The sequence below is a fragment of the Sediminibacter sp. Hel_I_10 genome (genome assembly GCF_000688335.1).
Taxonomy (GTDB): domain Bacteria; phylum Bacteroidota; class Bacteroidia; order Flavobacteriales; family Flavobacteriaceae; genus Psychroserpens.
In genome coordinates this window covers 139,796-164,303 of record NZ_JHZX01000001.1, presented here as the reverse complement: position 1 = coordinate 164,303, position 24,508 = coordinate 139,796, and the positions used below count along the sequence as shown (strand labels likewise).

Sequence of the window (24,508 nt, the reverse complement as noted above, 5' to 3'; positions counted from 1 at the left end):
CTAAGATTTATTTAGTTGATACGTAAATTGGTCCTGCAATAGGCTCAAATCCACTATTCTTTATATTTAAAACATAATAGTATGTTCCTGTTGGTACAAGACCAGAGCTTCCAATAGATCCATCAGATACTTGGCCACCCCAATCATTCTCATAGTTATTGTTCTCATAGATTTTGGCACCCCATCTATTGAAGATTTGTACCTCAAAAGCGAATCCACAAGTTTCAACTCCTGTAATAGTGAAGGTTTCATTAACACCATCGTTATTAACAGTTACAGCTCTTGAAATAACAACATCATCTCTACCACATGGTAAAACAATACAGTCATCATTTATGTTAAGCGTTGCTGTAACACTACCAGAACAAGCACCATCGTAGGTATAGGTAAATGTATAATCTCCTACATCTTCAGTATTTGCGCTACCGTCTAAGTTTAACAGTTGTGAAGGATTAAAGAAATTACCATCAATTATAATATCGGTATTAGTGGTAGTCCAGGTTCCTCCTTGATCAACGTCTCCTTCGAGTAAATTGAAGAGATCATAACTAAAGTCGTCTCCAATACAAATAGATTCTCCTTCAACAACAGTGATGGAATCACCATCTGTATTGACAGTAATGGTTTGAGTAAATAAAGTTTCATTACCACAATCATCGCTAACTAACCATTCTCTAATAATTATATAATCACCACCGGTACCATCATCTGTAGAGTTTTCAGTAAAGGTTACAGAAACGTCGTTAGTACAATTATCTTGAAATGTCAATTCTGGAACTTCAGGAACTTCTGCACAGTTCACGGTGACTTCAGATTCATATTCTGAAGTTAGATCTGGCGCAGTGGTATCTTGAACAGTAATAGTTTGATCAAGAGAGGTTTCATTACAACCGTCGCTTAAGGTCCAAGTTCTTGTAATGATAGACTCACCAATACAATCTCCATTTACAACTTCATCGGAATATGTTGCTTCAATATCTGCAGCGCAGTTATCAGCTTCATCTGTAACATCGCCAGTTACCGAAAGGTCTGTGATATCTACGTCACACTCAACAGTAATACTTTCTGGAACTGTAAATGTAGGCGCGGTTTCATCTATAAGGGTGATGGTTTGAACCATAGTGGTTTCGTTACAACCATCACTTAAGGTCCAAGTTCTTGTAATAACAGAACCTCCTGCACATTCACCTTGTTCTATTTCATCTGTAAATACAGCGTCAAGGCCTGTAGTAGCACAATTGTCTGCTTCGTCGGTAACATCTCCTGTTATGGAAAGGTCGGTAACGTCAACATCGCAATCAAGAGTTACATCTGCAGGAACGGTAAACATAGGGGCAACACTATCTTGCATAGTAATGGTTTGCACCAAAGTGGTTTCATTTCCGCAGTCATCTGTTAAGGTCCAACTTCTTAAAATGGTCATTGCACCTGCACAATCTGTTTCCTGGAAGGCGTCAACATAGGTTGCTTCCAAATCTGTTGTACAGTTGTCTGCTTCATCGGTTACATCTCCAGTTAAACTTAAGAATGTTGCATCATCGTCACATTCGATCGTAATATCATCTGGAACCGTGAATGTTGGTGCTTCAGTATCTTGAACGTTTATTTCTTGTGTGATTTCAGTAGAAACGCCACATGTATTAATCAAGGTGAACACTCTATTAACTATAATAGGACAGCTATTATCGTCAACAATAGTATCTATATACGTAATGCTCTCAATATTTTGAGGCGCAGTAGCTGTATAGCCGTCTACCGTGTTGAATACATCTTTAATATCTTCTGACATTGTTTCGCTAAGTGGGAACACTGCATTTTCAACAGTAATAACACTAGTATCGCAACCTTCAATAACTAAAGGATTAGGGATCTCTATTGTAGGATCTGTAATTTGAGTAACCGTTGTATTTGTAACTCCAGCAGTTTGAGGATCATCTGATGTGACTGTCAAAAATTCTGAAGATAGCGTAGCTTGATTACTAATTATTCCATCAATAATAGAACAATCGGTAACGACATCAATTTGGAAGGTACTTGATCCTGTAGCAATATTACCGATGGTAAGGTTTGCAGAGGTAAGACCATTTGTAGTACCTGTTATAGACATGCCGTTAGTGATGTTATAAGGATCTGAAGTAAACACTAGACCAGACATTAAATCATCAATAAATTCAAGATCATTCAAGATGCCGTTAGTTGCATTAGCTATAGTAAAGGTATAAGTAAACACTTGGCCTAAATCTACAGTTGCTGGAGCATCTTTTAACAATTCAAAGCCAAAAGCACAAGACGCACCGTCATTTGCTGTTACTTCAGGGCCAATACCAATAGTGGTAGGTATACCCGTTGCTAAGTCAAACTGTACAACACTTTCTTGAGAATTCCCTGGACTTCCAACATTTGTGTCATTTCCGTAGCCGAATAATTGACCACTAGCCGTGAAATACAAACCTCCAAAAGAAAAGTAGTTACTGGTATTAGCATCAGGGCCTATAATTTCAAGATCACCTGTTGATAAGTCTACTCTAAATAATTGTCTTGTATTACTGTTCCATCCGTACATTTTAAAATCTGAAGGATTGATCGCAACGTCAGGAGAGTTTACATTTAAATTATAAAGGAAGGTTGATGTAATAGGGTCACCCGGATTAACTTCACCAGATAAATCAATGCTCACCAGACTTCCATTATTACCTAGAACATAATAGGTTCCATCATTGTCAAACGTTCCAGAGTAATTACTAGAGTTGGATATAGGTCCAGTAACCACACCTAAGTTTTGTACATAGCCATTTGGCATGATACGATATAGGTAATCATCAGTAGAATCTACACCATACAATAATCCATCTACAGTGTTAAAACCGATCCCATTAATTGAATCTACAAGCGCTTCATCTTCAGTTCCTGCTCCATCATCATCTACAGATAGGTTAGCAAAGAAAGAGAATTCTCCACTAGGATTTACTAAGTATAAAATAAAGTCACCAGCAGAACCTACACCTTCAATATTGTTATTGATTCGGATAGTTTGATAGAATACTGTACCATCACAAGCAAAGGATGGATCATCTACCAAGGTTATAGTTTGCGATACAGAAGAGCTATTTCCGCAATTGTCTACAAACGTCCACGTTCTAATGATAACAATCATATTAGGATCTGATTCATCTACAGTATCAACTGGAGTAGCTTCAATTTCACCAGAACAGTTATCAAGAGCTGTTAAATTTTCAGAAGGTACATCTTCAATATCCGTACCTTCAATAGTGATATCTTCTGGAGCATCAGGTGCTACGGGAGCAGTGGTATCTTCAACTGTTATAGTTTGTGTATGAATTCTAGTATTTCCACAAGCATCAGTTGCTGTCCAAGTTCTTTCTACAATTTGTCCGCAATCTTGTAAGACGATATTTTCAGAAAAAACAACGTTTGCATCGCTACAGTTATCTTCAGCAGTTAATACAGGAGCCTCTGGGATATTTCCACATTCTAGGGTCACATCGGCCGGTAGACTTTCGATAAAGGAAGGTAAAACTGAATCGGTTACATTTATAACTTGAGTGATAACGCTTACAGCTCCACAAGTATTTGTTAATGTGAAATTTCTGTTCAATACTATAGGACAGCTATTTTCATCAACGATGGTATCTATGTAGGTAATGCTTTCGATATTTTGAGGAGCGTTAGTTGTGTAATCGGTCACAGTATTGAAAACGTCTTTGACATCATCAGACATTGTTGTGCTAATAGGAAAGACAGCACTTTCAATGTTGATTACACTAATATCACAACCCTCAATAACTAAAGGATTAGGAACGTTAATGGTAGGATCTGTAATTTGTGTAACTGTTGTATTGGTTACTCCTGAGGTTTGAGGATCATCTGAAGTCACCGTCAAAAACTCTGAGGACAAAGTGGCCTGATTACTAATTACGCCTTCAATAGAACAATCTGTAACCACATCAATTTGAAATGTGCTAGAACCTGTAGGGATATTGCCAATTGTTAGGTTGGCAGATGTAAGACCATCTGTTGTCCCTTCAATAGACATCCCATTTGTGATATTATAAGGATCAGAAGTAAAGGTGAGGCCAGACATCAGGTCATCAATAAATTCTAAATCATTTAGACTATCATTTGTGGCGTTTGCAATTGTAAAGGTATAGGTAAATATTTGTCCTAAATCAACAGTGTTAGGAGCATCTTTTAAAAGCTCAAAACCAAAGGCACAAGACGCACCGTCATTTGCTGTAACTTCAATGCCAATTCCAATAGTTGTTGGCTCACCTGTAGTTAAATTAAACTGAACTACGCTTTCTTGAGAGTTTCCTGGAGTACCAACTGTGGTATCATTTCCGTAGCCAAATAATTGACCACTCGCGGTAAAATACATACCACCAAAAGAAAAGTAATTACTGGTATTAGCAGCAGGGCCTATGATTTCTACATTGCCATTGGTGAGATCAACTCTAAACAACTGTCTTGTAGAACTGTTCCAGCCATACATTTTAAAATCTGAAGGATTTATTGCAACGTCCGGAGAATCAATATTTAAATCATAAAGAAACGTTGACGTAATAGGATCTCCAGGATTGACTTCACCGGATAAATCAATACTTACCAAATTTCCGTTACTTCCAAAAACGTAGTAAGTCCCATCATTGTCAAATGTACCAGAATAATTGCTTGAATTGGAAATAGGGCCAGAAACAATGCCCAGATTTTCTACATATCCATTTGGTTTTATTCTATAAAGGTAATCAGCTGTAGAATCAACACCATAAATCAAACCATCGACAGTATTGAACCCGATACCGTTAATAGTATTCACTATGGCTTCATCTTCTGTACCAGCACCATCATCATCTACGGATAAATTAGCAAAAAATGAAAAATCGCCACTAGGGTTTACCAGGTAAAGTACAAAATCACCTGCTGATCCAACGTTTTCTATATCCTGATTAATCTGAATGGTTTGGTAAAATACCGTGCCATCACATGCAAATGATAGATCATCAATTACTGTTATGGTCTGAGATACGGAAGAACTGTTACCACAGTCGTCAACGAAAGTCCATGTTCTAATAATAATAATATTACTAGGGTCTGAGTCATCTATGGTGTCCACAGACACTGCTTCAATATCTCCAGAACAATTATCAATCGCTGTTAAAGTTACAGGATCAATAGTGTTTGGATCAACGTTCTCATAAGTGATGTCTTCTGGTGCAACGGGAGCCTCAGGCGCTGTAGTGTCTTGTACTGTAATTATTTGCGTATGGGACGTTGTATTATTGCAGTCGTCAGTCGCAGACCACGTTCTTTCAATAGTTTGTTGAAATTCACATTCTCCAGCGATTACGTTTTCTGAAAAAATCACTTCAATAATACTACAATTATCTTCCGCTGTTAAAACAGGAGCTTCAGGAATGCTATCACACTCTACGGTGACATCTTCTGGAAGAGACTCTAAAATAATTGGTAGTACAGTATCTGTAACATTAATGACTTGAGTGATTACTGTTACGGCACCACATGTACTTGTTAAGCTAAAGTTTCTATTGACCACTTTAGGACAACTATTTTCATCAATAATCTCATCTATATAAGTGATGCTCTCAATGTTTTGTGGAGCTGTAGTTGTATAATCTGAAACCGTATTAAAAATGTCTTTTATATCGTTAGACTGGGTTGTTGTAAATGGAAATAAGGCATTATCCTCATTAATTACATTGAGATCACATCCCTCTATAACTAAAGGATCTGGAACATTGATCGTTGGATCTTGAATGTCTGTAATGGTGGTATTTGTTACACCTGCCATTTGTGGGTCATCCGAGGTTACTGTAAGGACATCAGAGGATAAAGTCGCCTGATTACTTATAACCATATTCTCTGTAGAACAGTCCGTAGTTACATTAATCTGGAATGAGCTAAAACCTATAGGTACTTCATTGATTGTCAGGTTAGCCGAAGTTAGACCCTCCGTGCTTCCTATAATCTGCAAGTTATTTGTTATATTGAAAGGATCTGTTGTAAAAATAATGCCATCAATCAAGTTATCAATAAATTCTAAATTAGTTAATGGAACTCCAGAGGCATTATAAATTGTAAAAGTATAAGTAAACTCTTCACCTAAACTAACATTTTCGGGAGCAGCTTTAAAAAGTTCTAAACCATAAGGGCAAGATGTTCCATCGTTAGAGTTAACACTTTCTCCAGTAGCAATAAATGATGGAATACCTGTATCAACATTTATTTGTACTAAGGTTTCTTGAGTGTTAAAACCATTAATATTGGCGTCATCACCATACCCAATTAGTTGTCCTCCTGCTGTAAAATATAAGGCACCAAAAACCCTATATTGGCTTGTTGCTTCAGCTGGACCGATGACACTAATATCACCATTATTTGTGTTTATTGTAAATAATTGTCGCTTTGTTCCTTCATCCCAACCGTATATTAAATTATTGATTGGGTTGATTGCGATATCAGAAGTTGCTTTTCCTGTATTGAATAAAAATGTCGATGTGATAATGTCTCCTGGCGAAGGTGACGACGATAAATCTATGCTGTAAAGCTTTTGAGAACTGCCTGTAACGTAATATATTCCATTTTGATCAATAACACCGGCTTGCTTTCCACTGACATTTGCTAATGGTCCAGAAATATTTCCAAGATTCTGTACGTATCCATTAGGAGAGATTTTATACAATATAGGTGTCAAGTTTGTACTGATGCCATAAATAAATCCGTCAATAGGATTAAAACCAATCGAATTTATATTTCCAGAGATCGCTGTATCTCCATCGGCTCCACCATCATCGTCAACAGATAAGTTATTTACAAAAGTAAATTCTCCTGTCGATGGATTTACGCTGTAGAAAATGAAATCTCCTTGGCTACCAACTCCTGGTATATTCTCTTCAATACTGATAGTCTGATATAAAGCAGTGCCATCACAAGTAAAAACAGCGGGACCCTGTGCAAAGCCCTCTAAGTTCAATAATAATAGAAGCATAATAATGCAACTATTCAGCGTTTTCATGTAAGTAATGTTTACCATACACTTAAAATTTAGTTTGTTGAAAAAAATTATTTTTTTAACCTTTGATACATCTTAGAACAAAATAATTGTTAATCGGATGTATGCACTTTATTCCATGACGACGTTTGAATTCCTGATTAAACAATTCAAGCGAGTATAAATAAAGTCATCAATAAAAAATGTTGAGGGAAGTGCATTGACGAGCAATGCAAGGGAAATGGATTTATTAATATATCTTTGATTTGGGGTCATTTTAATATTTAATAATATGAACAAATGAACTCATTACTAAAAGCTCACGCAAATTTAAATGTTGAAGGGACGAAAATAATCGTTAAAAAGGAATTATGCAACATTTTATCGGAAATATTTGCGTTTAATCGATATGAATTATGAAAACACTTATTCTTACTAGACACGGAAAATCCTCTTGGGAGCATGATCTTCCTAATAAAAAAAGACCACTGAAAACACGCGGAATCAATGATGCGCACTTGGTTTCCAACGAATTTAAAACTAAGCTAATACGTCTGGATTTAGTGCTCTCGAGCCCGGCCGTTCGTGCTTTTTCGACTTGCGAAATTTTTCTTAAAAATTTAGAAATTTCAGATGAAAGTGTTAAAGTCAATGAAGATTTATATGACTTTCAGGGTGAAAAGCTCATCAAAGTCATTAAAAATCTTGACAATAATTATGATAATGTTATGATTTTTGGACACAATCATGCTTTCACATCAATTTGCAATATATTTGGGAACAGATTTATTGAAAATTTGCCAACAACCGGTTTAGCGATTATTCAATTTGATTGTAAATCTTGGCAAGACATTAAAAACGGACAAACAATTGCTACAATATATCCCAAGGATTTAAAATAAATGGTTAAAGAAAAAAACGAATATATAAATAGAGAGTTAAGCTGGTTGCAGTTTAACGGTAGAGTGCTGCAAGAAGCTTCAGATGAAAATGTACCGCTTATCGAACGACTTCGATTTTTGGGGATTTTCTCAAATAATCTAGATGAATTTTTTAAGGTACGATATGCTACCGTTAAACGTATTGATGAAGCTGGTAAAGGTGGTAAAAGCGAACTAGGAATCAAGGCCAGTGATCTTCTAAATATCATTACAGATATTGTAATAAAGCAACAAACCAAGAGTTTGGATATTTTGAGTAATATTCAGAAGAAATTAGAAAAAAAGAACATTTTCGTAATTAAGGAAACGGAAATATCATCAGATCAACACGACTTTATTAAGCGCTATTTTATTGAGCATATAAGTCCGGCTTTGGTAACTATAGTGCTCAACGATTCTGTGAAATTACCTTTACTCGAGGATATTTCAGCATATTTGGCAGTTAAAATGGAACTTAAGGATAACTCCCGTCAATATGGATTGATTGAGATTCCAAAGTCAATGGATCGTTTTGTTGTACTGCCACGCAAAGATGGCAAGGATTACATTATTATTTTAGATGATGTTTTGAGATATTGTCTCAATGACATTTTCAATATCTTTAGTTATACCAAGATTTCGGCTCATATGATCAAAATTACCCGTGATGGTGAGTTGGATTTTGATAGTGATTTGAGTAAGAGTTTTATTGAAAAAATTTCTGCCAGCGTCAAGGACAGACAAATTGGTGAGCCTGTAAGGTTTGTGTACGATAAAACCATCGATGATGAAACTCTAGAATATTTGATGTCTAAAATGGGGATTGATTCTAAGGATAGTGTGATCCCGGGAGGTCGCTATCACAACAGACGAGATTATATGGGGTTCCCTAGTTTGGGAAGAACCGATCTTTTATATAATAAGATTGTACCTTTAAAAGTTAAGGGCCTAAGCTTAGAGCATAGTATTTTTAAATCAGTGTCCCAAAAGGACTTCATGCTGCATACCCCATATCAAACGTTTTCTTATGTGGTAAAATTTTTAAGAGAAGCAGCGCTTGATCCAAAAGTAAGTAGCATTAAAATCACTATTTATCGTCTGGCAGAAATCAGTCATGTTGCTAGTTCATTAATAAATGCAGCTAAAAACGGAAAAAGAGTCACTGTATCTATAGAACTTAGAGCGCGATTTGATGAACAAGCGAACATCGATTATGCCGAACAAATGCAAGGCGAGGGCATCAACTTATTGTTTGGAGTAACTGGACTCAAAGTACACTGTAAAATGTGCGTGGTTGAGCGAGAGGAAGACGGGTTAACCAAACGTTATGGATTTATAAGTACAGGAAACTTTAATGAGTCTACTGCTAAAATCTATACCGATTTCACGATGTTTACTGCAAATCAAAAGATATTGAAAGATGTCAACAAGGTATTCAACTTCTTTGAAACCAATTATCTAGTTTATAGATATAAACATATTATAACATCTCCACATTATACAAAATCAAAGCTCTTTATGCTTATTGATAAGGAGATAGAGAATGTTCAAAATGGAAAACCGGCTTTTATTAAACTGAAATTGAACAGCATCTCAAGTTATAAGATGATTGATAAATTGTACGAAGCCAGCAGAGCCGGTGTGAAAGTTCAAATGATTGTTAGAGGGATTTGTTGTTTAATTCCTGGAGTTAAAGGGATGAGTGATAATATAGAAGTCATTAGTATTATCGATAAATTTTTGGAACATACCAGACTTTATGTATTTTGTAACAATGATGATCCTAAGGTGTATATTTCATCTGCAGATTGGATGACAAGAAATATTGAAAATAGAGTAGAAGTGAGCTGTCCTATTTACCAAGAAGATATAAAACAAGAGCTCCTGGAAGTTTTTGATATGTGTTGGAGAGACAATGTGAAATCACGCATTATTGATGGCAGTCAAAAAAACAAACACAAACCCGATTTAGAACCTAAAGTTCGTGCACAGTTTGCATTGTACGATTATTATAAAAATAAATTGAATTAAGAAATGCTCAATATAAAAAAGTACGCCGCAATAGATATAGGGTCTAATGCTGTGCGTTTATTAATTTCAAATATTATTGAGCAAAAAGGAAAACCAGCTCAATTTAAAAAAAGCAGTTTGGTGAGGGTGCCTATTCGTCTTGGATCTGATGTTTTTGTTAACGGTGAGATTTCAGAAGATAATAAAGTAAGAATGCTAGATACCATGACAGCATTTAAATTACTTATGAAATCGCATAAAGTAGTTACTTACAAAGCTTGTGCAACGTCGGCAATGCGAGAGGCAGATAATGGTGCAGAACTTGCAAAGCTAATTTCAAAAAAAGCGAACATTTCTATCGATATCATTGATGGAGAAGAAGAGGCGGCAATCATTGCCGCAACCGATCTTCACTCGTACATCAAGGAAGATAAAACCTATTTATATGTTGATGTAGGTGGCGGTAGTACCGAGTTTTCAGTGTTTCATAATGGAAATACCGTAACTTCTAAATCATTTAAAATTGGGACGGTAAGATTGCTCAATGATATGGTCAAAAATGAAACTTGGCATGAAGTCGAGCGATGGATAAAACGTGTGACCGAAAGTTATGACAAGGTAGACCTTATAGGGTCTGGAGGAAATATTAATAAAATATTTAAAATTTCAGGCAAAGCTTTAGGGAAACCATTAACGTATTTTTACCTCACCAGTTACTATAACAAGTTACAGACCTATAATTACGAGGAGCGCATTACCGAACTGGACCTTAATCAAGATAGGGCAGATGTGATCATCCACGCCACCAGAATTTATCTTTCTGCAATGAAATGGAGCGGTGCCAAAGATATCTATGTACCAAAAATTGGGCTGTCTGATGGTATTATCAAAAGCGTTTACTTTAACACCGTATCTAGCATAAATCTGTAATAAGTCTCAAATTACTTTTAATAAATATTATTGCCACCAATTAGCCGTGAATAGATTCATGTTTGCTTAAATCTTTCATGATTTTTGCTTCATACTCTAAAAGTGCTTGCCATTTTTGGTCCACTTCATCACGTTCACCATATTGTCTTGCAAAACCTAAAAACATGGTATAGTGATTGGCTTCGCTTACCATAAGTTTCCTATAAAATTCTGCGAGTTCCTGATCTTTCAATTCTTCTGAAAGTAATCTAAATCTTTCGCAACTTCTAGCCTCTATTAAAGCAGCATAGAGCAATCGATGAATTAGTTGAGTTGTTCGACTTCCTCCTTTGGGAAAAAACTGAATCAACGCAATGACGTATGCGTCTTTTCGATCTCTACCAAGAGTCCATCCGTTTTGTATGATTCGGTCATGAACCAATTTAAAATGGCTCATTTCCTCCTTCACGAGAGCAGTCATTTCAGTAACCAATTCGGTATATTCAGGAAAGCTAACAATGAGTGAAATTGCAGTACTAGCAGCTTTTTGCTCGCAATACGCATGATCTGTTAAAATGTCTTCTATGTTCTTTTCAACGATATTTACCCAACGAGGGTCTGTGGGAAGTTTGAGTCCTAGCATTATGATGTGGTTTCTTCTATTAAATTCAATGTTTCGTTTCCTTCACGGTCTATAAGCATTTCATATAGCTTAAAGGTTTTGAGTTTGGGATTTAAAATAGAGATGCCCAAAGATAAAGAAGTTGAATTAGAGTACTCTTGATTTACCCAGACATGCTCTAATGTGGCATCTTTCCAAAATCCTGTTTTTGGATTTAAACTAAAATGTGCTGCGGAAATGTGCTTTTTAAAGATAATGTCATCTTTTACAGTGACCAAAATATCACTTTCAAATGTGCGGTGAAATAGGCTTTGAAGACCTGTATCTGAAATCTTCTCACTCAATAATATTGCCGAAGAAGAATTAGAGTAATTCTTGATGCTCACCTGAAATGTATCTGAAATTATAGAGTCGGTTTGGATGACCACTTGTTCCTTAGGCTCGTAAACATTAAGAGGATCTAGTGTGACATTCTTATTGAAATTTGAAACAGCAGTTTTGAGATGATCTTTCTTGCTCGTTCTGTGATCACAACTTGCAAAAACAATGAGTAAAATAAAAGGCAGAAGTAGAAAACGTTTTTTCATCTGTAATTGGTTGTTAAATAGATGTTTTGTAGTGTCACTTTATTTCGAAACTATCCTAAAATAGAATAACTAAAGTAAGCATTTTATCAATGAGATGTGTTTAGAAGATTTTTTAAAAGGGAACCTTAATATTAAACATCTAAACCAAAAGTCTTCCGGAGCAGTTCAATATTGGGATTTTTTTCCTTAAGTTTTTCGTATTTATCTAATGCTGTAAAGACATATTTTTTAGAAATTTCCTCATTAACACTAATATCTAAGTTGAGATCATAATTGAGCAATCGCTTTCGTAGATAATCCATTAACGGATATTGGGCACGTTCTAATTCGACTTTTAGGGTGTCATTGGGAAATGCTAATTTGATATCGGTGCCATTTAATTTAGGAGTATCCATTTCTAAAATGGACGCCATTATTTTTTCTCCTTTTTTATGGAGTTGGTCGATGTAAGCATTCCAAGCATTTTTAAAAGCCTCTTCAGTAAAAGCGTTTTTTGGTAAATCTTCTTGATCAACCACCACATCCATTTGTTTGATCTGATGCTCTTTTTTTGCTCTTATGCTTTTTAAGGAAAGTCCTGAAGTGCGTTGATCCTTTTTAATGTCGAGAACATTTTCTTTTTCCTCGGTGGTTTGTGTCGCTGGTACTTCCACTTTTGGGGTATCTTTTTGACTTAATGTTTCCGAAGGTGAAGCTACCGCTTTTTTCTCATTAGGAACAGTCACAGCAATAGGTTTGATGCCTTTTGCTTTAAAATAGGAGGGTGGTATTATGTAATGTTTGCTATTTTTTTTTTTCTCCATCAAAAGTGATAGAGGCAAGTTGCATTAAACAAAGTTCGACCAGCAGTCGCTGGTTCTTACTGCTTTTATACTTGAGGTCGCATTCATTAGCGAGTTCGATACCTTTTATTAAAAAAGGATATGGTGCTTTTCTAGATTGTTCTAGATATTTTGCTTTGGTGTCTTCTCCAACCTCTAATAATTCTAGCGTCATTTCATTTTGGCACACCATCAAGTCTCTAAAATGGGAAGCTAATCCAGCAATAAAATGATGACCATCAAATCCTTTAGAAAGGGTATGGTTAAAGTGAACTAATAATTCGGGAATCTTATTTTCTAAAATGAAATCAGTGCTTTCAAAATAGGTTTCATAATCTAAAACATTTAAGTTCTCTGTAACCGCTTGTCTAGTGAGATTTTTACCCGAAAAACTTACCACCCTATCAAAAATAGAAAGGGCATCTCGCATGGCGCCATCTGCTTTTTGAGCAATAATGTGTAAGGCATCATCTTCTGCAGTAATACCCTGTTCTTCTGCAATATATTTAAGATAATCTTTAGCGTCTTTTACTGTAATTCTCTTGAAATCGAAAATTTGACATCGCGATAAGATGGTGGGAATGATCTTATGTTTTTCAGTAGTTGCTAAAATAAAAATACAATGTTTTGGAGGTTCCTCTAAGGTTTTTAAAAAGGCATTGAAGGCCGCTTGAGACAACATATGCACCTCGTCAATGATATAGACTTTGTACTTGCCAACTTGTGGTGGAATACGAACCTGATCGGTTAAATTCCTGATATCATCCACAGAGTTATTAGATGCGGCATCCAGTTCAAAAATATTAAAGGCAAAATCTTCATCTCCTGTAGCGTTACCATCGCTATTGATCATTTTTGCCAGAATTCTGGCACAAGTTGTTTTTCCTACACCTCTAGGTCCTGTAAATAGTAGTGCTTGCGCAAGGTGGTTATGTTCAATTGCGTTGAGTAATGTGTTTGTAATAGCCTGTTGCCCCACAACGTCTTTAAAGGTTTGAGGTCTATATTTTCTGGCCGATACTACGAAATGTTCCATACTCAAGTCAATTTTGATAGGACTTTTTAGTACCTAAATCAAAACATAACAAAGTTAAAAATTCAGGCTTAAACATAGGATTGCACTAACTGATTTTAATATTAGTTATCAACAAAAAAAAGAGGCTTTTAAAAGCCTCTTATGAATTTGGTTCTATAATCAATCGATATTCTTTATTATTTTTTCTAAATCCTTTTCGGTAGTATTACGATTGCTGGAGCTAGTTAGGGCTCCTAGATTTCCTCCTAACCCCATAGCGGAAGGTGCAGCATAGCCCAAAATTTTACCATCCTCGGCACTTACCACATATTGTACAAAAATAAGTTTTGACAATTTGACTACTGAATTTTTTCCGCCAGATTGTTGCGTTACTGGAACAGCTCTTATATAGGCAATTTCAGCATTTCTGCTAAGTATTGCTTTGTCTATTTCCTCCTTACTGGTTAATTTATATTTGAATTTATAAATCTCATTAATATTTTTTTTAAGATCGTCATCTACAAAATTCTCGTCTAAAAGTAAGGTTTTAGTTTTGAGTAGATTGGCATTTTCTTTAAGTTCTTCTCTAATGTCTTTTTTGCTTTTTTTATCAGTTTTAAGTGCAATCCTTGTATTAAGATAGTTTTGGAATTGTTGAATAATAAATGTTAAATCAGCCTCTGTAGGGTGCAAAGTAGCATACATCATTTGATACACTGGTTTTTTTTGATCTGTAAGTCCTAAAACCAAAGAATAGGTGTCTGGGTCACCAGCCTTTGAAGACGAAGATGTAAATCTACTAGGTGATCTATTGATTTGGTTATCAAAATAAGCATAGTTACCTTTTTTAGATTTGTCCTTTTCAATTGATGCCAATTCTTCTTGAGTTATATATTCAATTTTATTTGAAAAAGTCCAAGTTTTATTGAATGCTTCTTTCAATGCCAAATTATATTGATCGATTTCGTCTGAATATTCTGTATATTTTTCTGGATCTTTTTCAATTTTTTTCAAAAGGCTACTACTTTGAGCATCCGTTATCACCAATAGCGTTTTTTCTTGAACTTCCATAACGTCTTCTAGCTTACCAAATCCCATTTGAGCGTTGGAGTTAGAAATGAACAATAATGTAAACAAAAAAATTAAGGATAGTTTTTTCATAATATGTAGACTGTTTTATTTTTCGTGCAATATAGACAAATACATTTTTGATAAAAGATTTAACTTAATTTTATTTGTAATTTTGAGGCTAGTAAATCGCCCTATCGCTGTTCCAGTTTTGGGATGGAGGAAAGTCCGAACACCATAGTGCAATCATAGTGGTTAACAGCCACCGGTCGTGAGATCAGGAAAAGTGCAACAGAAAGCAAGTACAGGTTATGCTGTAGTGAAACCAGGTAAACTCTATGTGGTGCAATGTCATGTATACTAACGTTTGAGCGTACACGCGCGATTGTTAGAGGGTAGACAGCTAAAGTTTGCTGGTAACAGTAAACTCAGATAAATGATAGGGTAATCTTAGATTCAATTTGAGATGAACAGAATTCGGCTTATAGATTTACTTACAAAACAAGCGCCAAGATTTGATCTTGGCGCTTTGTTTTTTGAAATATGTTAAGCTATTTTACTTTTTGATAAATTTTAAAGTCTCAGAACTGTTGTATAATTTGATGGTGTACAAACCACTTTGCAATTCAGAAACATTTATTGATGTTTGTCCGTCTAATTTTGAGTTCAAAACTAATTGACCAATAACATCATAAACTTGAACGGTATTGATGTCTGCTGAAATACCTTTAAAATTTAGAGTATGATTGGCTGGATTTGGAAATATAGAAATGAGATGATTTTCTAGCGTGTTGGTACTTAATGTAAGTCTTTCATTTTCATATAGATCTAATCGATCATTGAGATTTGCCAATGAAGCAATGTCTAAATCGCCATCACCGTTAAAATCTGCTGCAGACATGTCAAAAACTATAAAAGGTTGATTATCTATAAGTGTTGGAATTGCTTCGGGAGAAGCGTTAGCTACACCTGTAAAATAGATGATGGTGTCATCTGCTGGCAATGCACCACTTAATATCACATCATTTAAATTATCACCGTCTAAATCTGCTACAAGAACTTTACCTGGACGGTCAATAATGCTTTCGTCGGAAATTATATTTTCTGTAGAAGGTCCGTCTTTAATTTTATTGTACCAAGCGACATCACCCGATTTGTTATCTAATTTAACAATATCCATAACACCATCGTTATTAACATCGGCAAATCTCACCTCCAAAATAGTATTGTCAGTTAAGTTACCAGAATAGACAGTTACAGCATCTTGAATCCAGCTCACGGTATCTGTACCACTTTCTGTTAATTGATTGTAAAAAATTTCTATTGACTGGGTATTGTAAGATCCTACTAACACATCAAGATCATTATCATTGTCAAAATCACCTACATCTATATAAAATGGACCATCAGACGCTCCAGTTTCAATATCAGGTTCACTAGTAAAATTACCGGTGCCATCTCCAGAATACCATACGGTTTTATTGTCTACATAAGACATAGATACGATATCAATATGACCATCATTATTGATATCACCAGTAACGACTTCGCCTGGTTCAATTAAGGCAGCATCAATAGTGATTTCTTCACTAAAACCGCCATTACCATCACTGAGAAAGTAAACCAGTTTACTTTGATTTCCAGAACTAACAATAATGTCATCTCCAAATTGGTTATCAATATTGGCTACAGCTAAACCATCAATAAAGGTAATAGCAGAGGATATAGTAGCTTCGATAGTAAAATTACCTAAACCGTCATTTTTATACCATTTAATAAAATCCTGTTCTGGTGATGACAAAAGGGTGGCCATAACTAAGTCTAAATCTCCGTCACCATCAAGATCACCACTCTCTAGCTCATAGGGTTCGTTCCCTGTATTAGGATCAATATTTATGGGGCCATTAAAAGGTTGTGCGTGATTTAATTGAATAATACCGATTAAGAATAAGACGTTGAGTAGAATTTTTTTCATAAAAAAATGTTTAAATGCTAATATAAATCAATTAACCGATAAAAAACTAATTTTATCGGTTAATTGATGCTTTTGTCCCTATTTCAGCGTACCTACCATGTCTTCTGGCTTAACCCAGTCATCATAGTCTTCTGCAGTTACATAACCTAGATTAATAGCTTCTTCTTTGAGCGTTGTACCATTTTTATGGGCTGTATTTGCAATTTCAGCGGCTTTATAATAGCCTATTTTTGTATTTAAGGCTGTTACTAGCATTAAACTATTGTTCAATAATTGTTTAATAACTTCATGATTAGGCTCTATTCCTGAGGCACAATGTTCATCAAAACTGACACAGGCATCTCCAATGAGTTGCGCAGACTCCAATAAATTAGCAGCCATCATTGGTTTAAATACATTAAGTTCGTAATGGCCCTGTGTGCCTCCAACGGTTACAGCAACATCATTACCCATAACTTGAGCACAAACCATGGTCAAGGCTTCACATTGTGTTGGATTGACTTTGCCTGGCATGATGGAACTACCCGGCTCATTTGCTGGGATAATTATTTCTCCAATTCCACTTCGAGGTCCTGAGGCCATCATTCTAATATCATTGGCTATTTTGTTTAGAGACACCGCTAATTGTTTGAGTGCACCGTGAGTTTCAACTAAAGCATCGTGGGCGGCTAGCGCTTCAAATTTATTATCTGCTGAAACAAATGGCAGCTTCGTAAAGTCAGCAATATATTCTGCAACGAGTTTGCTATAACCTTTTGGCGTGTTAAGCCCTGTACCTACGGCTGTTCCACCAAGGGCTAATTCTGATAAATGAGGTAAGGTGTTTTCTAAAGCTTTAATACCGTGATCTAACTGAGATACGTATCCTGAGAATTCCTGACCCAAAGTTAATGGTGTTGCATCCATGAGGTGTGTTCGACCTATTTTGACAACATGCTTGAATTCTTGAGATTTTTCGTGAAGTGTATTTCTAAGTTTTATGACTCCTGATATGGTTGTGTCTACGACTTTTTTATAGATCGCAATGTGCATTCCTGTAGGAAAGGTATCGTTGGAGGACTGCGATTTATTAACATCATCATTTGGCTGAATGGTTTTTTCGCCTTCGCCAATTGTTTTCCCTGCAATTTGGTGTGCCCTATTAGCAACTACCTCATTAACATTCATGTTACTTTGTGTACCAGAACCTGTTTGCCAAATAACCAAAGGAAATTGATCATCATGTTTTCCATCAAGAATTTCATCACAGACTTTTGCTATTAAATCTCGTTTTTCTTCGGCCAGTACGCCAAGTTCATGATTGGTGTAAGCTGCTGCTTTTTTGAGGTATGCAAAGCCATAAACTATTTCCAAGGGCATAGATGCCGTTGGGCCAATTTTAAAGTTGTTTCTAGAGCGTTCAGTTTGGGCACCCCAAAGTTTATCTGCGGGTACTTTAACCTCGCCCATAGTATCTTTTTCTATTCTGAAATCCATATGGGTTGAAATTTTAGTTGTTCCACAAAGTTAGGGTTTTCAATGTTTTTTAATAGGAAATAATTGGTTCAATCTTAAAGTTTGAGATGGATATAGGTGTATTTTAATGAGGTTTTAAACAAATCCTCAATAAACTATTGCAAAACAAAGTGCTTTATTTTATCTTTGCCGTAATAAAAATTAATCTCATGTTTGAATTTGACCAATATTTAGGATTTTTAGCGTTTTTAACTATTTTAACCATAGGGTTTTGGCTAATGATTTTCCTCATTACTTTTGTTGTTCCTTACTGGATTGGAGGATCACTTATTGAGCGTTTAAATGAGATAAAAGAAGAACGCAAAAGAAAAAAAGCATTAAAAAGCTAATTCAATTTAGCTAAATATAGCACATAAAAAAAGGGAAATTCTTATAGAATTTCCCTTTTTTTATGTGCTTCCAAGGCCATCATTTTAAGAGGTTGTGATTAGCCCTCAAAGTCAAATTCATCACCGCCATCACCTCGGCCCTCTGCCTTTCTTTCCTTTTTCATATTAAATCTATAGATAAGCGCTAAAGTTACTTGGCGTTGTCTCCATTGTGATTCAGATTCTCTTGAGAAGAATTCTGTAGTAGTCAATTGTCTTCTAATTCTAGAGTTGAATACATCTCTAATGTTGAGGGATACAGTTGCCTTGTCCTTGAAAACTTCTTTACTAAATGCTAGGTCCATTGAGAATAACCCATTGGTTTTAGTTTGTGCGCCTTGTTGTTGACCTCTATAAAATGCATTTGTTTGCCAATCAATTTTTCCGGGTAATGTCACTTTACCGCTAAAACGCGCAAACCAACTGTTATTTTTAGCACTGTAATCTACACCATTAAAATCACCTTCGGTTTCAAACTGAAAAAAGTTAAAACTTGTATTTAATCTTAACCATTTAGCTGGGTTGTAAAGAATACCTAATTCGGCACCAATTCTAGTATTTGTTGATAAATTGACTGGGATAGTTCGTATAATATCAATACCATCTGAAGTTTGTTGTCCTGTGTTCTCTTCAACACGCTCAAAAGAATCAGTTTCGTATTGATAATATACAGAAGAGGTCAACGTTAATTCTTTCCAACGTTTTAAGTATCCTAAGTCAAAAGCACTTGAAAAAGCCGGATTAAGATTGGGATTTCCCTGAAAAACTCGAGTTCTACTAGAACGCGTAGGAAACGGATTGATGTACCAACCTCTAGGTCTATTGATACGTCTATTGTAACCAACAGTAATACTTTCTTCTATATCCTCTTGACCTGCGCCCAAATTATAAATGAGATTGACAGTAGGGAAGAGGCCTAAATAATTTTTATTGAAATCGGTATCTATAGGAAAATTGAAGGCATTATTCAAATCTTCGTCACTTAGCTGAGAGTCTATTTTACCTTTAAGCTGTGTGTTTTCTAAACGAAGCCCCAATAAAAAAGAAAACTCACCAAATTTAGTACCATATTGAGAATAGATGGCATTGACATTTTCGTCATAGTCAAACACATTGCTTATGGTGTCATTTATAAAAAAGTTTCCGTTGGTAATATTTTCTTGTTCTAGGCGATAATCAGTCACTTCATTTTCAAAACTACCTCTGTATCCCGCTTCAAATCGTGCATTTTCGCCTATAGGTAATACATAATCTGCTTGAAGTAAATATTCATTTTGAACCTCATCTTGAAAAATACGTTCCATTTGAAAAGCCTCTGGATTATCCTCTTGGCTAACAAGGTAATTTTCATCTATAAAAGTGGTTTGATACTCATCATCATTTACATATTGAAAATCTGCTGTGAGTTGATGACCATCGTCATTGAACTTGGTAATGTAGTTTAGCGCCACCTGATAACTATTATCTTCTTCATTTTGACGCTCGGTTCTTAAGGTGCGCTCAATGATAGCACCCTCATTAAAACGATCACTGTTATTGCGGGATTCATCGGCATCTTCTCCATATCTATAAAATAAGCTCCCTGTAACCGAGGTTTTATCAGACAAGAAATATTCCATTCCAATATTCCCATTGTAGTTGCGGTTAAGCCTTGTTACCTTTTGATCTTCTCTAATTCTTTCATATTCTGGCTCAATGAGCTCACCGTCATCAATTCTATCAAAATATGTAGCATCACTAAAACTGTTTCTTGGCGCGTCAAAATATCGAAACCCAACATTGGAAAAGAGATTAAATTTTTCGGTTCTATAATTAAGATTAGCAGCAACACCGGCTAAATCAGGATTTCCTAAATTCAAACTTAATGAACCATTAAAACCAAGGGTTTCTTTTTGTCTTAAAATGATATTTAAGATCCCAGCAGTACCTTCTGCATCATATCTTGCAGATGGAGAGGTAATCACTTCTACTCGTTCTATGGCCTCTGCTGGTAGTTGACTCAATACGTTTGAATCTCCAAAACCAGCGAGTGCAGATGGCTTTCCATTAATCAAAATACGAACGTTTTCATTTCCTCTCAGACTAATCGAGCCTTCAACATCAACGGAAACGGAGGGTACATTATTAAGAGCATCACTTACAGTACCGCCTGCAGTAGTCAGATCTTTACCTATATTGTATATTTTTTTATCTAGCTTTATCTCTACGGTTGTACGTTCTGCAACAACTTCAACAGCATCAAGTGCTTCTAAATTGATTTTAAGAGCTACAGTACCTAAATCAATATCGGTATCTATACTTTTATTTTCGTAAGTTTTGTTTTTGTAAGAAAGATATTCAATTTTAACATTGTAGGTTCCTGGAGCGACCTTAATTTCAAAGCCCCCTTGAAGGTCTGTAATGCCTCCGTTAGCAACGGTATTATCAGAAGGATTTATAAAAGAGACTGTAGCATATTCTAAAGGATAACCTTCGTCGGCATCTACCACCTTACCAGTAACAGTTATTTCTTTTTGAGCGTGTAGCTTATCGGCGTTAAAAATGGTAATTAGGCAGAATACTATTAGAAGATATCTCATAAATAATTAATCGTTGTTTTTCTTTCGTTTTTTTCTTTTCTTTTTTTCGTCCTTAGGATTCCATTTCCCTGTAAGCGCGTCTTCGATTTTCATCATAACGTCTTCGTTAACAATGGCTCTGACATCTGTAAAATGACGAGCTCTCATTTTAACCACTTCGTCTTTTGCTTCAAAGCTTTTCAAACCTAACTTTGATATCTTAACGACTTCATCAAAATAGCTATCCATGGTTTGTCTAATGATTTCCTTTTGGAAATCATCAACATCCAAAGTTTTTATAAATTCATTGAGAAATTTTTGTTTGTTCTCCTCAACCTGTTCTTCGTAACGTTCTTTTTCTTTCTCGTCAGTTGCATTTTGAGCATTCAACGTTGTATGTAATGAGAAAAAGCAAAGTAAAATGGTGAAAATTCGTATCATTTTAGAATATTAAAAGGATATGACGGCAAAAATAAACGATGGTTTAGTTTAACTCCGTTAATTATTCGTTAAACAAAAATTAGATAATTTCCAGTATGTTTTCCGAAGGTCTACCGATCACTGCTTTATTGTCGTTAACAACAATAGGCCTCTCGATCAGTTTAGGATGACTTAGCATGGCTTCAATAATATCTTGATCGGATAGTTGTTTATCTTGAAAATTTGATTTCCAAATCGATTCGTTTTTGCGAACCAAATCTATAGGTGACATTTTAAGTTTGGTAAGAATTGATTTTAGGTCTTCTTCGGAAATGGGATCTTTCAAATATTCAACGACTTTGAAATCTTTTTTAGAATCTTTTAAGAGTTCAAGCCCTTCGCGGGACTTTCTGCAACGTGCATTGTGGTATATCTTAATCATAAATTAAAGTGTAATATGTAGTTCTTGTAATGCTTTGGTAAGTTGTTCAGGAGATTTAAAATGGATGCCTGTGATGCCCATGGTTTCCGCAGCTTTGATATTTCGTAGGTTATCATCTATAAATACGGCGTCTTCCGCAGCAATATTAAAACGTTTTAAAGTGAGTTCGTAAATTTCTTTAAAAGGCTTGCGTGTTTGTTCTTCTCCAGAAACAATAATCCCTTCAAACCAATGTAAAAACTCAAAACGTTGTAAGGCAATGGGGAAGGTCTCGTGGCTCCAATTGGTAAGTGCTACGACTTTATAATTTGGATTATTGATAAGCGATTTAAGAATCTCTACCGTTCCTTCAATAGCTCCTCCTAACATTTCTTCCCAGCGTCCATAAAACATACGAATGAGTTCTTCATGTTCAGGAAACATGGCCACACGGTCTTCTGTAGCTTTTTCTAAAGGATACCCAGCATCCTGATTCTCATTCCAATCATGGGTGCAGATCGTGTCAAAAAACCATGTCATTTTATCTCGATCACCATTAAAAACTTCTAGATAAACATATTCAGGATTCCAATCGATGAGCACGCCTCCAAGATCAAAAATGATAGTATGGATAGTTTTCATAATATTAAATTTTGAAAGTTATTATGTTATAATATCACAGCATAGATCATTAAGGCTCCAAAACAAAAAGCAAAAGGAGGAAACCATCTTACTTGTGTGCAACTTATTTTATGGCTTGATTTTACTGCAAAATCATGATGCCATTTCATAGGGACGAGATATAGTACAAAAGAAGTTAGAATCATGAACCATCCAAAAACAAAAAACAGTTTAGGAAGTTTAGCGTATATAGCATAAATGACCAAAGCTATTGCCGGGAGCAATCGTAAAGTGATTTGCCCATAGTTGATTAAAGCATTGCTTCCTGCTTTTCTTAATAGCGCTTTCGCATCTCTAGGATTACATAACATCAAGAATCCAGCACCAATGATGAAAAGGCCAAAAGCAATACAAATCCATTTGGCGATTTAAATCATACTGGTTTACAATTGATTAGAGTCTTCTTCTTTTTGTCCCATCATCATGAGATAGGCTTTTAGAAATGGCTCAATATCACCATCTAAAACGGCATCTACGTTACCTGTTTCATGAGCCGAGCGAACGTCCTTTATCAGTTTATAGGGATGTAAGACATAATTTCGAATTTGACTTCCCCATTCAATTTTCATTTTTTCGGCCTCAATGTTCTCGCGCTGTGCTAATTGTTTCTGAAGTTCAATTTCATACAATTGAGATTTCAGCATCTGCATAGCTCTGTTCCGGTTATCGTGCTGTGAACGTGTTTCGGAACAAGAAATTTGAATCCCAGTAGGTTTATGGGTTAATTGTACCTTGGTTTCAACTTTATTCACATTTTGACCCCCGGCACCACTAGAGCGTGCCGTAGTGATCTCTATATCGGCTGGATTGATGTCAATTTCTATGGTGTCATCAACAAGCGGGTAAACGTAAACCGAAGCAAAACTTGTGTGACGCTTAGCATTACTGTCAAATGGAGAAATACGTACCAAACGATGTACGCCATTTTCCCCCTTAAGCCAGCCAAAAGCAAAATCGCCCTCAATTTCTAGAGTAACGGTCTTAATCCCTGCAACATCACCTTCTTGAAAGTTCAATTCTTTAACCTTGAAACCGCTCTTTTCAGCATACATGAGGTACATACGCATAAGCATACTTGCCCAATCGCAAGACTCTGTGCCTCCTGCACCTGCCGTGATTTGAAGTACGGCACTAAGCGCATCTCCTTCTTCAGAAAGCATGTTTTTAAACTCTAACTTCTCAATTAGGTTAATTGCTTTTTCGTAACGGTTTTGAACGTCTTCTTGAGTAGCTTCTTCCTCTTTGTAAAATTCATAAATGACCTCAAGGTCTTCTACAAGTGTTTTGGAGGCGTCATAGTCTTGAACCCAACTTTTTTTCTCCCGTAAAGATTTCATAACGAGCTCTGCTTTTTTAGAGTCGTTCCAAAAATTGGGGTCAAAAGTTTGTTCTTCTTCGTTAGAAATTTCTATCAGCTTGGCATCTATGTCAAAGATAGTGCCTAAGCTTGCCTAGGCGGGTATTGAGATCTTTAATTTGATCTGATGTAATCATGTCAATATATTTTTAAATTTGCCTTTTCGGCACAGCACAAAATTAGAGCTATTTATTGTTGATGTGAAACCTCAGGACATTATTTTATATCATTCTC

15 protein-coding genes, 1 other RNA gene and 1 pseudogene are annotated in these 24,508 nt (G+C 35.7%); 5 read left to right on the top strand and 12 right to left on the bottom strand.

Annotated elements, in window-relative coordinates:
* Positions 1-7: 7 nt before the first annotated feature.
* Positions 8-7,051: a gliding motility-associated C-terminal domain-containing protein gene (locus P176_RS0100795; RefSeq protein WP_197022120.1), complete on the bottom strand. Its 7,044-nt coding sequence runs from the start codon at positions 7,049-7,051 to the stop codon at positions 8-10.
* Positions 7,052-7,443: 392 nt separating this feature from the next.
* Between P176_RS0100795 and P176_RS0100785 the strand changes: the two genes are divergently transcribed.
* The 3 genes from P176_RS0100785 to P176_RS0100775 are packed head-to-tail and all read left to right on the top strand — an operon-like array spanning position 7,444 to position 10,887.
* Positions 7,444-7,929 carry a histidine phosphatase family protein gene (locus tag P176_RS0100785; RefSeq protein ID WP_026752917.1) on the top strand — a complete coding sequence of 162 codons (486 nt, stop codon included), beginning with the start codon at positions 7,444-7,446 and terminating at the stop codon, positions 7,927-7,929.
* Positions 7,930-9,978, top strand: coding sequence for a polyphosphate kinase 1 (gene ppk1, locus P176_RS0100780; protein WP_026752916.1), 2,049 nt, complete (start codon positions 7,930-7,932; stop codon positions 9,976-9,978).
* A gap of 3 nt (positions 9,979-9,981) precedes the next feature.
* Positions 9,982-10,887 (top strand): Ppx/GppA phosphatase family protein, encoded by a 906-nt coding sequence (locus tag P176_RS0100775; protein ID WP_026752915.1) that lies wholly within the window; start codon positions 9,982-9,984, stop codon positions 10,885-10,887.
* Positions 10,888-10,927: 40 nt separating this feature from the next.
* On the opposite strand, the gene P176_RS0100770 is transcribed toward P176_RS0100775, so the two are convergent.
* From P176_RS0100770 to P176_RS0100755, 4 genes and pseudogenes are all read right to left on the bottom strand, one after another.
* Entirely contained in the window at positions 10,928-11,509 is a 582-nt protein-coding gene (locus P176_RS0100770) for a tRNA-(ms[2]io[6]A)-hydroxylase (protein WP_026752914.1), read from the bottom strand.
* Positions 11,509-12,075, bottom strand: coding sequence for a hypothetical protein (locus P176_RS0100765; protein WP_026752913.1), 567 nt, complete (start codon positions 12,073-12,075; stop codon positions 11,509-11,511). The genes P176_RS0100770 and P176_RS0100765 overlap by 1 nt, the downstream gene beginning before the upstream one ends.
* Positions 12,076-12,206: 131 nt before the next feature.
* Positions 12,207-13,932, bottom strand: a pseudogene (locus P176_RS18730) (DNA polymerase III subunit gamma/tau).
* Positions 13,933-14,091: 159 nt separating this feature from the next.
* Positions 14,092-15,072, bottom strand: coding sequence for a hypothetical protein (locus P176_RS0100755; RefSeq protein WP_026752912.1), 981 nt, complete (start codon positions 15,070-15,072; stop codon positions 14,092-14,094).
* Positions 15,073-15,160: 88 nt separating this feature from the next.
* Here P176_RS0100755 and rnpB point away from each other — a divergent pair.
* Positions 15,161-15,480, top strand: an RNA gene (gene rnpB / locus P176_RS20170) — RNase P RNA component class A.
* A 55-nt stretch (positions 15,481-15,535) separates the two neighbouring features.
* Here rnpB and P176_RS0100750 read toward each other — a convergent pair.
* Both P176_RS0100750 and fumC read right to left on the bottom strand, forming a co-directional pair.
* Positions 15,536-16,954: a T9SS type A sorting domain-containing protein gene (locus P176_RS0100750; RefSeq protein ID WP_026752911.1), complete on the bottom strand. Its 1,419-nt coding sequence runs from the start codon at positions 16,952-16,954 to the stop codon at positions 15,536-15,538.
* A 78-nt stretch (positions 16,955-17,032) separates the two neighbouring features.
* The gene (fumC, locus tag P176_RS0100745) at positions 17,033-18,430 is read right to left on the bottom strand and encodes a class II fumarate hydratase (RefSeq protein ID WP_026752910.1); all 1,398 of its coding nucleotides are present in this window, start codon (positions 18,428-18,430) and stop codon (positions 17,033-17,035) included.
* Between the two features lie 188 nt (positions 18,431-18,618).
* Here fumC and P176_RS0100740 point away from each other — a divergent pair, with 188 nt between their 5' ends.
* Positions 18,619-18,798, top strand: a complete 180-nt coding sequence (locus P176_RS0100740; protein WP_026752909.1) for a hypothetical protein — start codon at positions 18,619-18,621, stop codon at positions 18,796-18,798.
* A gap of 98 nt (positions 18,799-18,896) precedes the next feature.
* Here the strand turns inward: P176_RS0100740 and P176_RS0100735 are convergent, their stop codons facing one another.
* The 5 genes from P176_RS0100735 to prfB all read right to left on the bottom strand — a co-directional run bounded on the left by P176_RS0100735 (position 18,897) and on the right by prfB (position 24,411).
* Complete coding sequence (locus P176_RS0100735) at positions 18,897-21,416, bottom strand: outer membrane beta-barrel protein (protein WP_026752908.1); 2,520 nt, start codon at positions 21,414-21,416, stop codon at positions 18,897-18,899.
* 6 nt (positions 21,417-21,422) lie between these two features.
* A complete protein-coding gene (locus P176_RS0100730; protein WP_026752907.1) occupies positions 21,423-21,836 on the bottom strand; it encodes a hypothetical protein in 414 nt (137 codons plus the stop codon).
* Between the two features lie 79 nt (positions 21,837-21,915).
* Complete coding sequence (gene arsC, locus P176_RS0100725; RefSeq protein WP_026752906.1) at positions 21,916-22,257, bottom strand: arsenate reductase (glutaredoxin); 342 nt, start codon at positions 22,255-22,257, stop codon at positions 21,916-21,918.
* A gap of 3 nt (positions 22,258-22,260) precedes the next feature.
* A complete protein-coding gene (locus P176_RS0100720; protein ID WP_026752905.1) occupies positions 22,261-22,878 on the bottom strand; it encodes an HAD family hydrolase in 618 nt (205 codons plus the stop codon).
* Positions 22,879-23,300: 422 nt separating this feature from the next.
* Positions 23,301-24,411, bottom strand: a protein-coding gene (gene prfB / locus P176_RS0100710) for a peptide chain release factor 2 (protein WP_156032930.1) whose coding sequence is annotated in 2 segments (ribosomal slippage) — positions 23,301-24,347 and positions 24,349-24,411 — 1,110 coding nt in all. Because the reading frame shifts where the segments join, the coding sequence is not laid out codon by codon here.
* Positions 24,412-24,508: the final 97 nt, after the last annotated feature.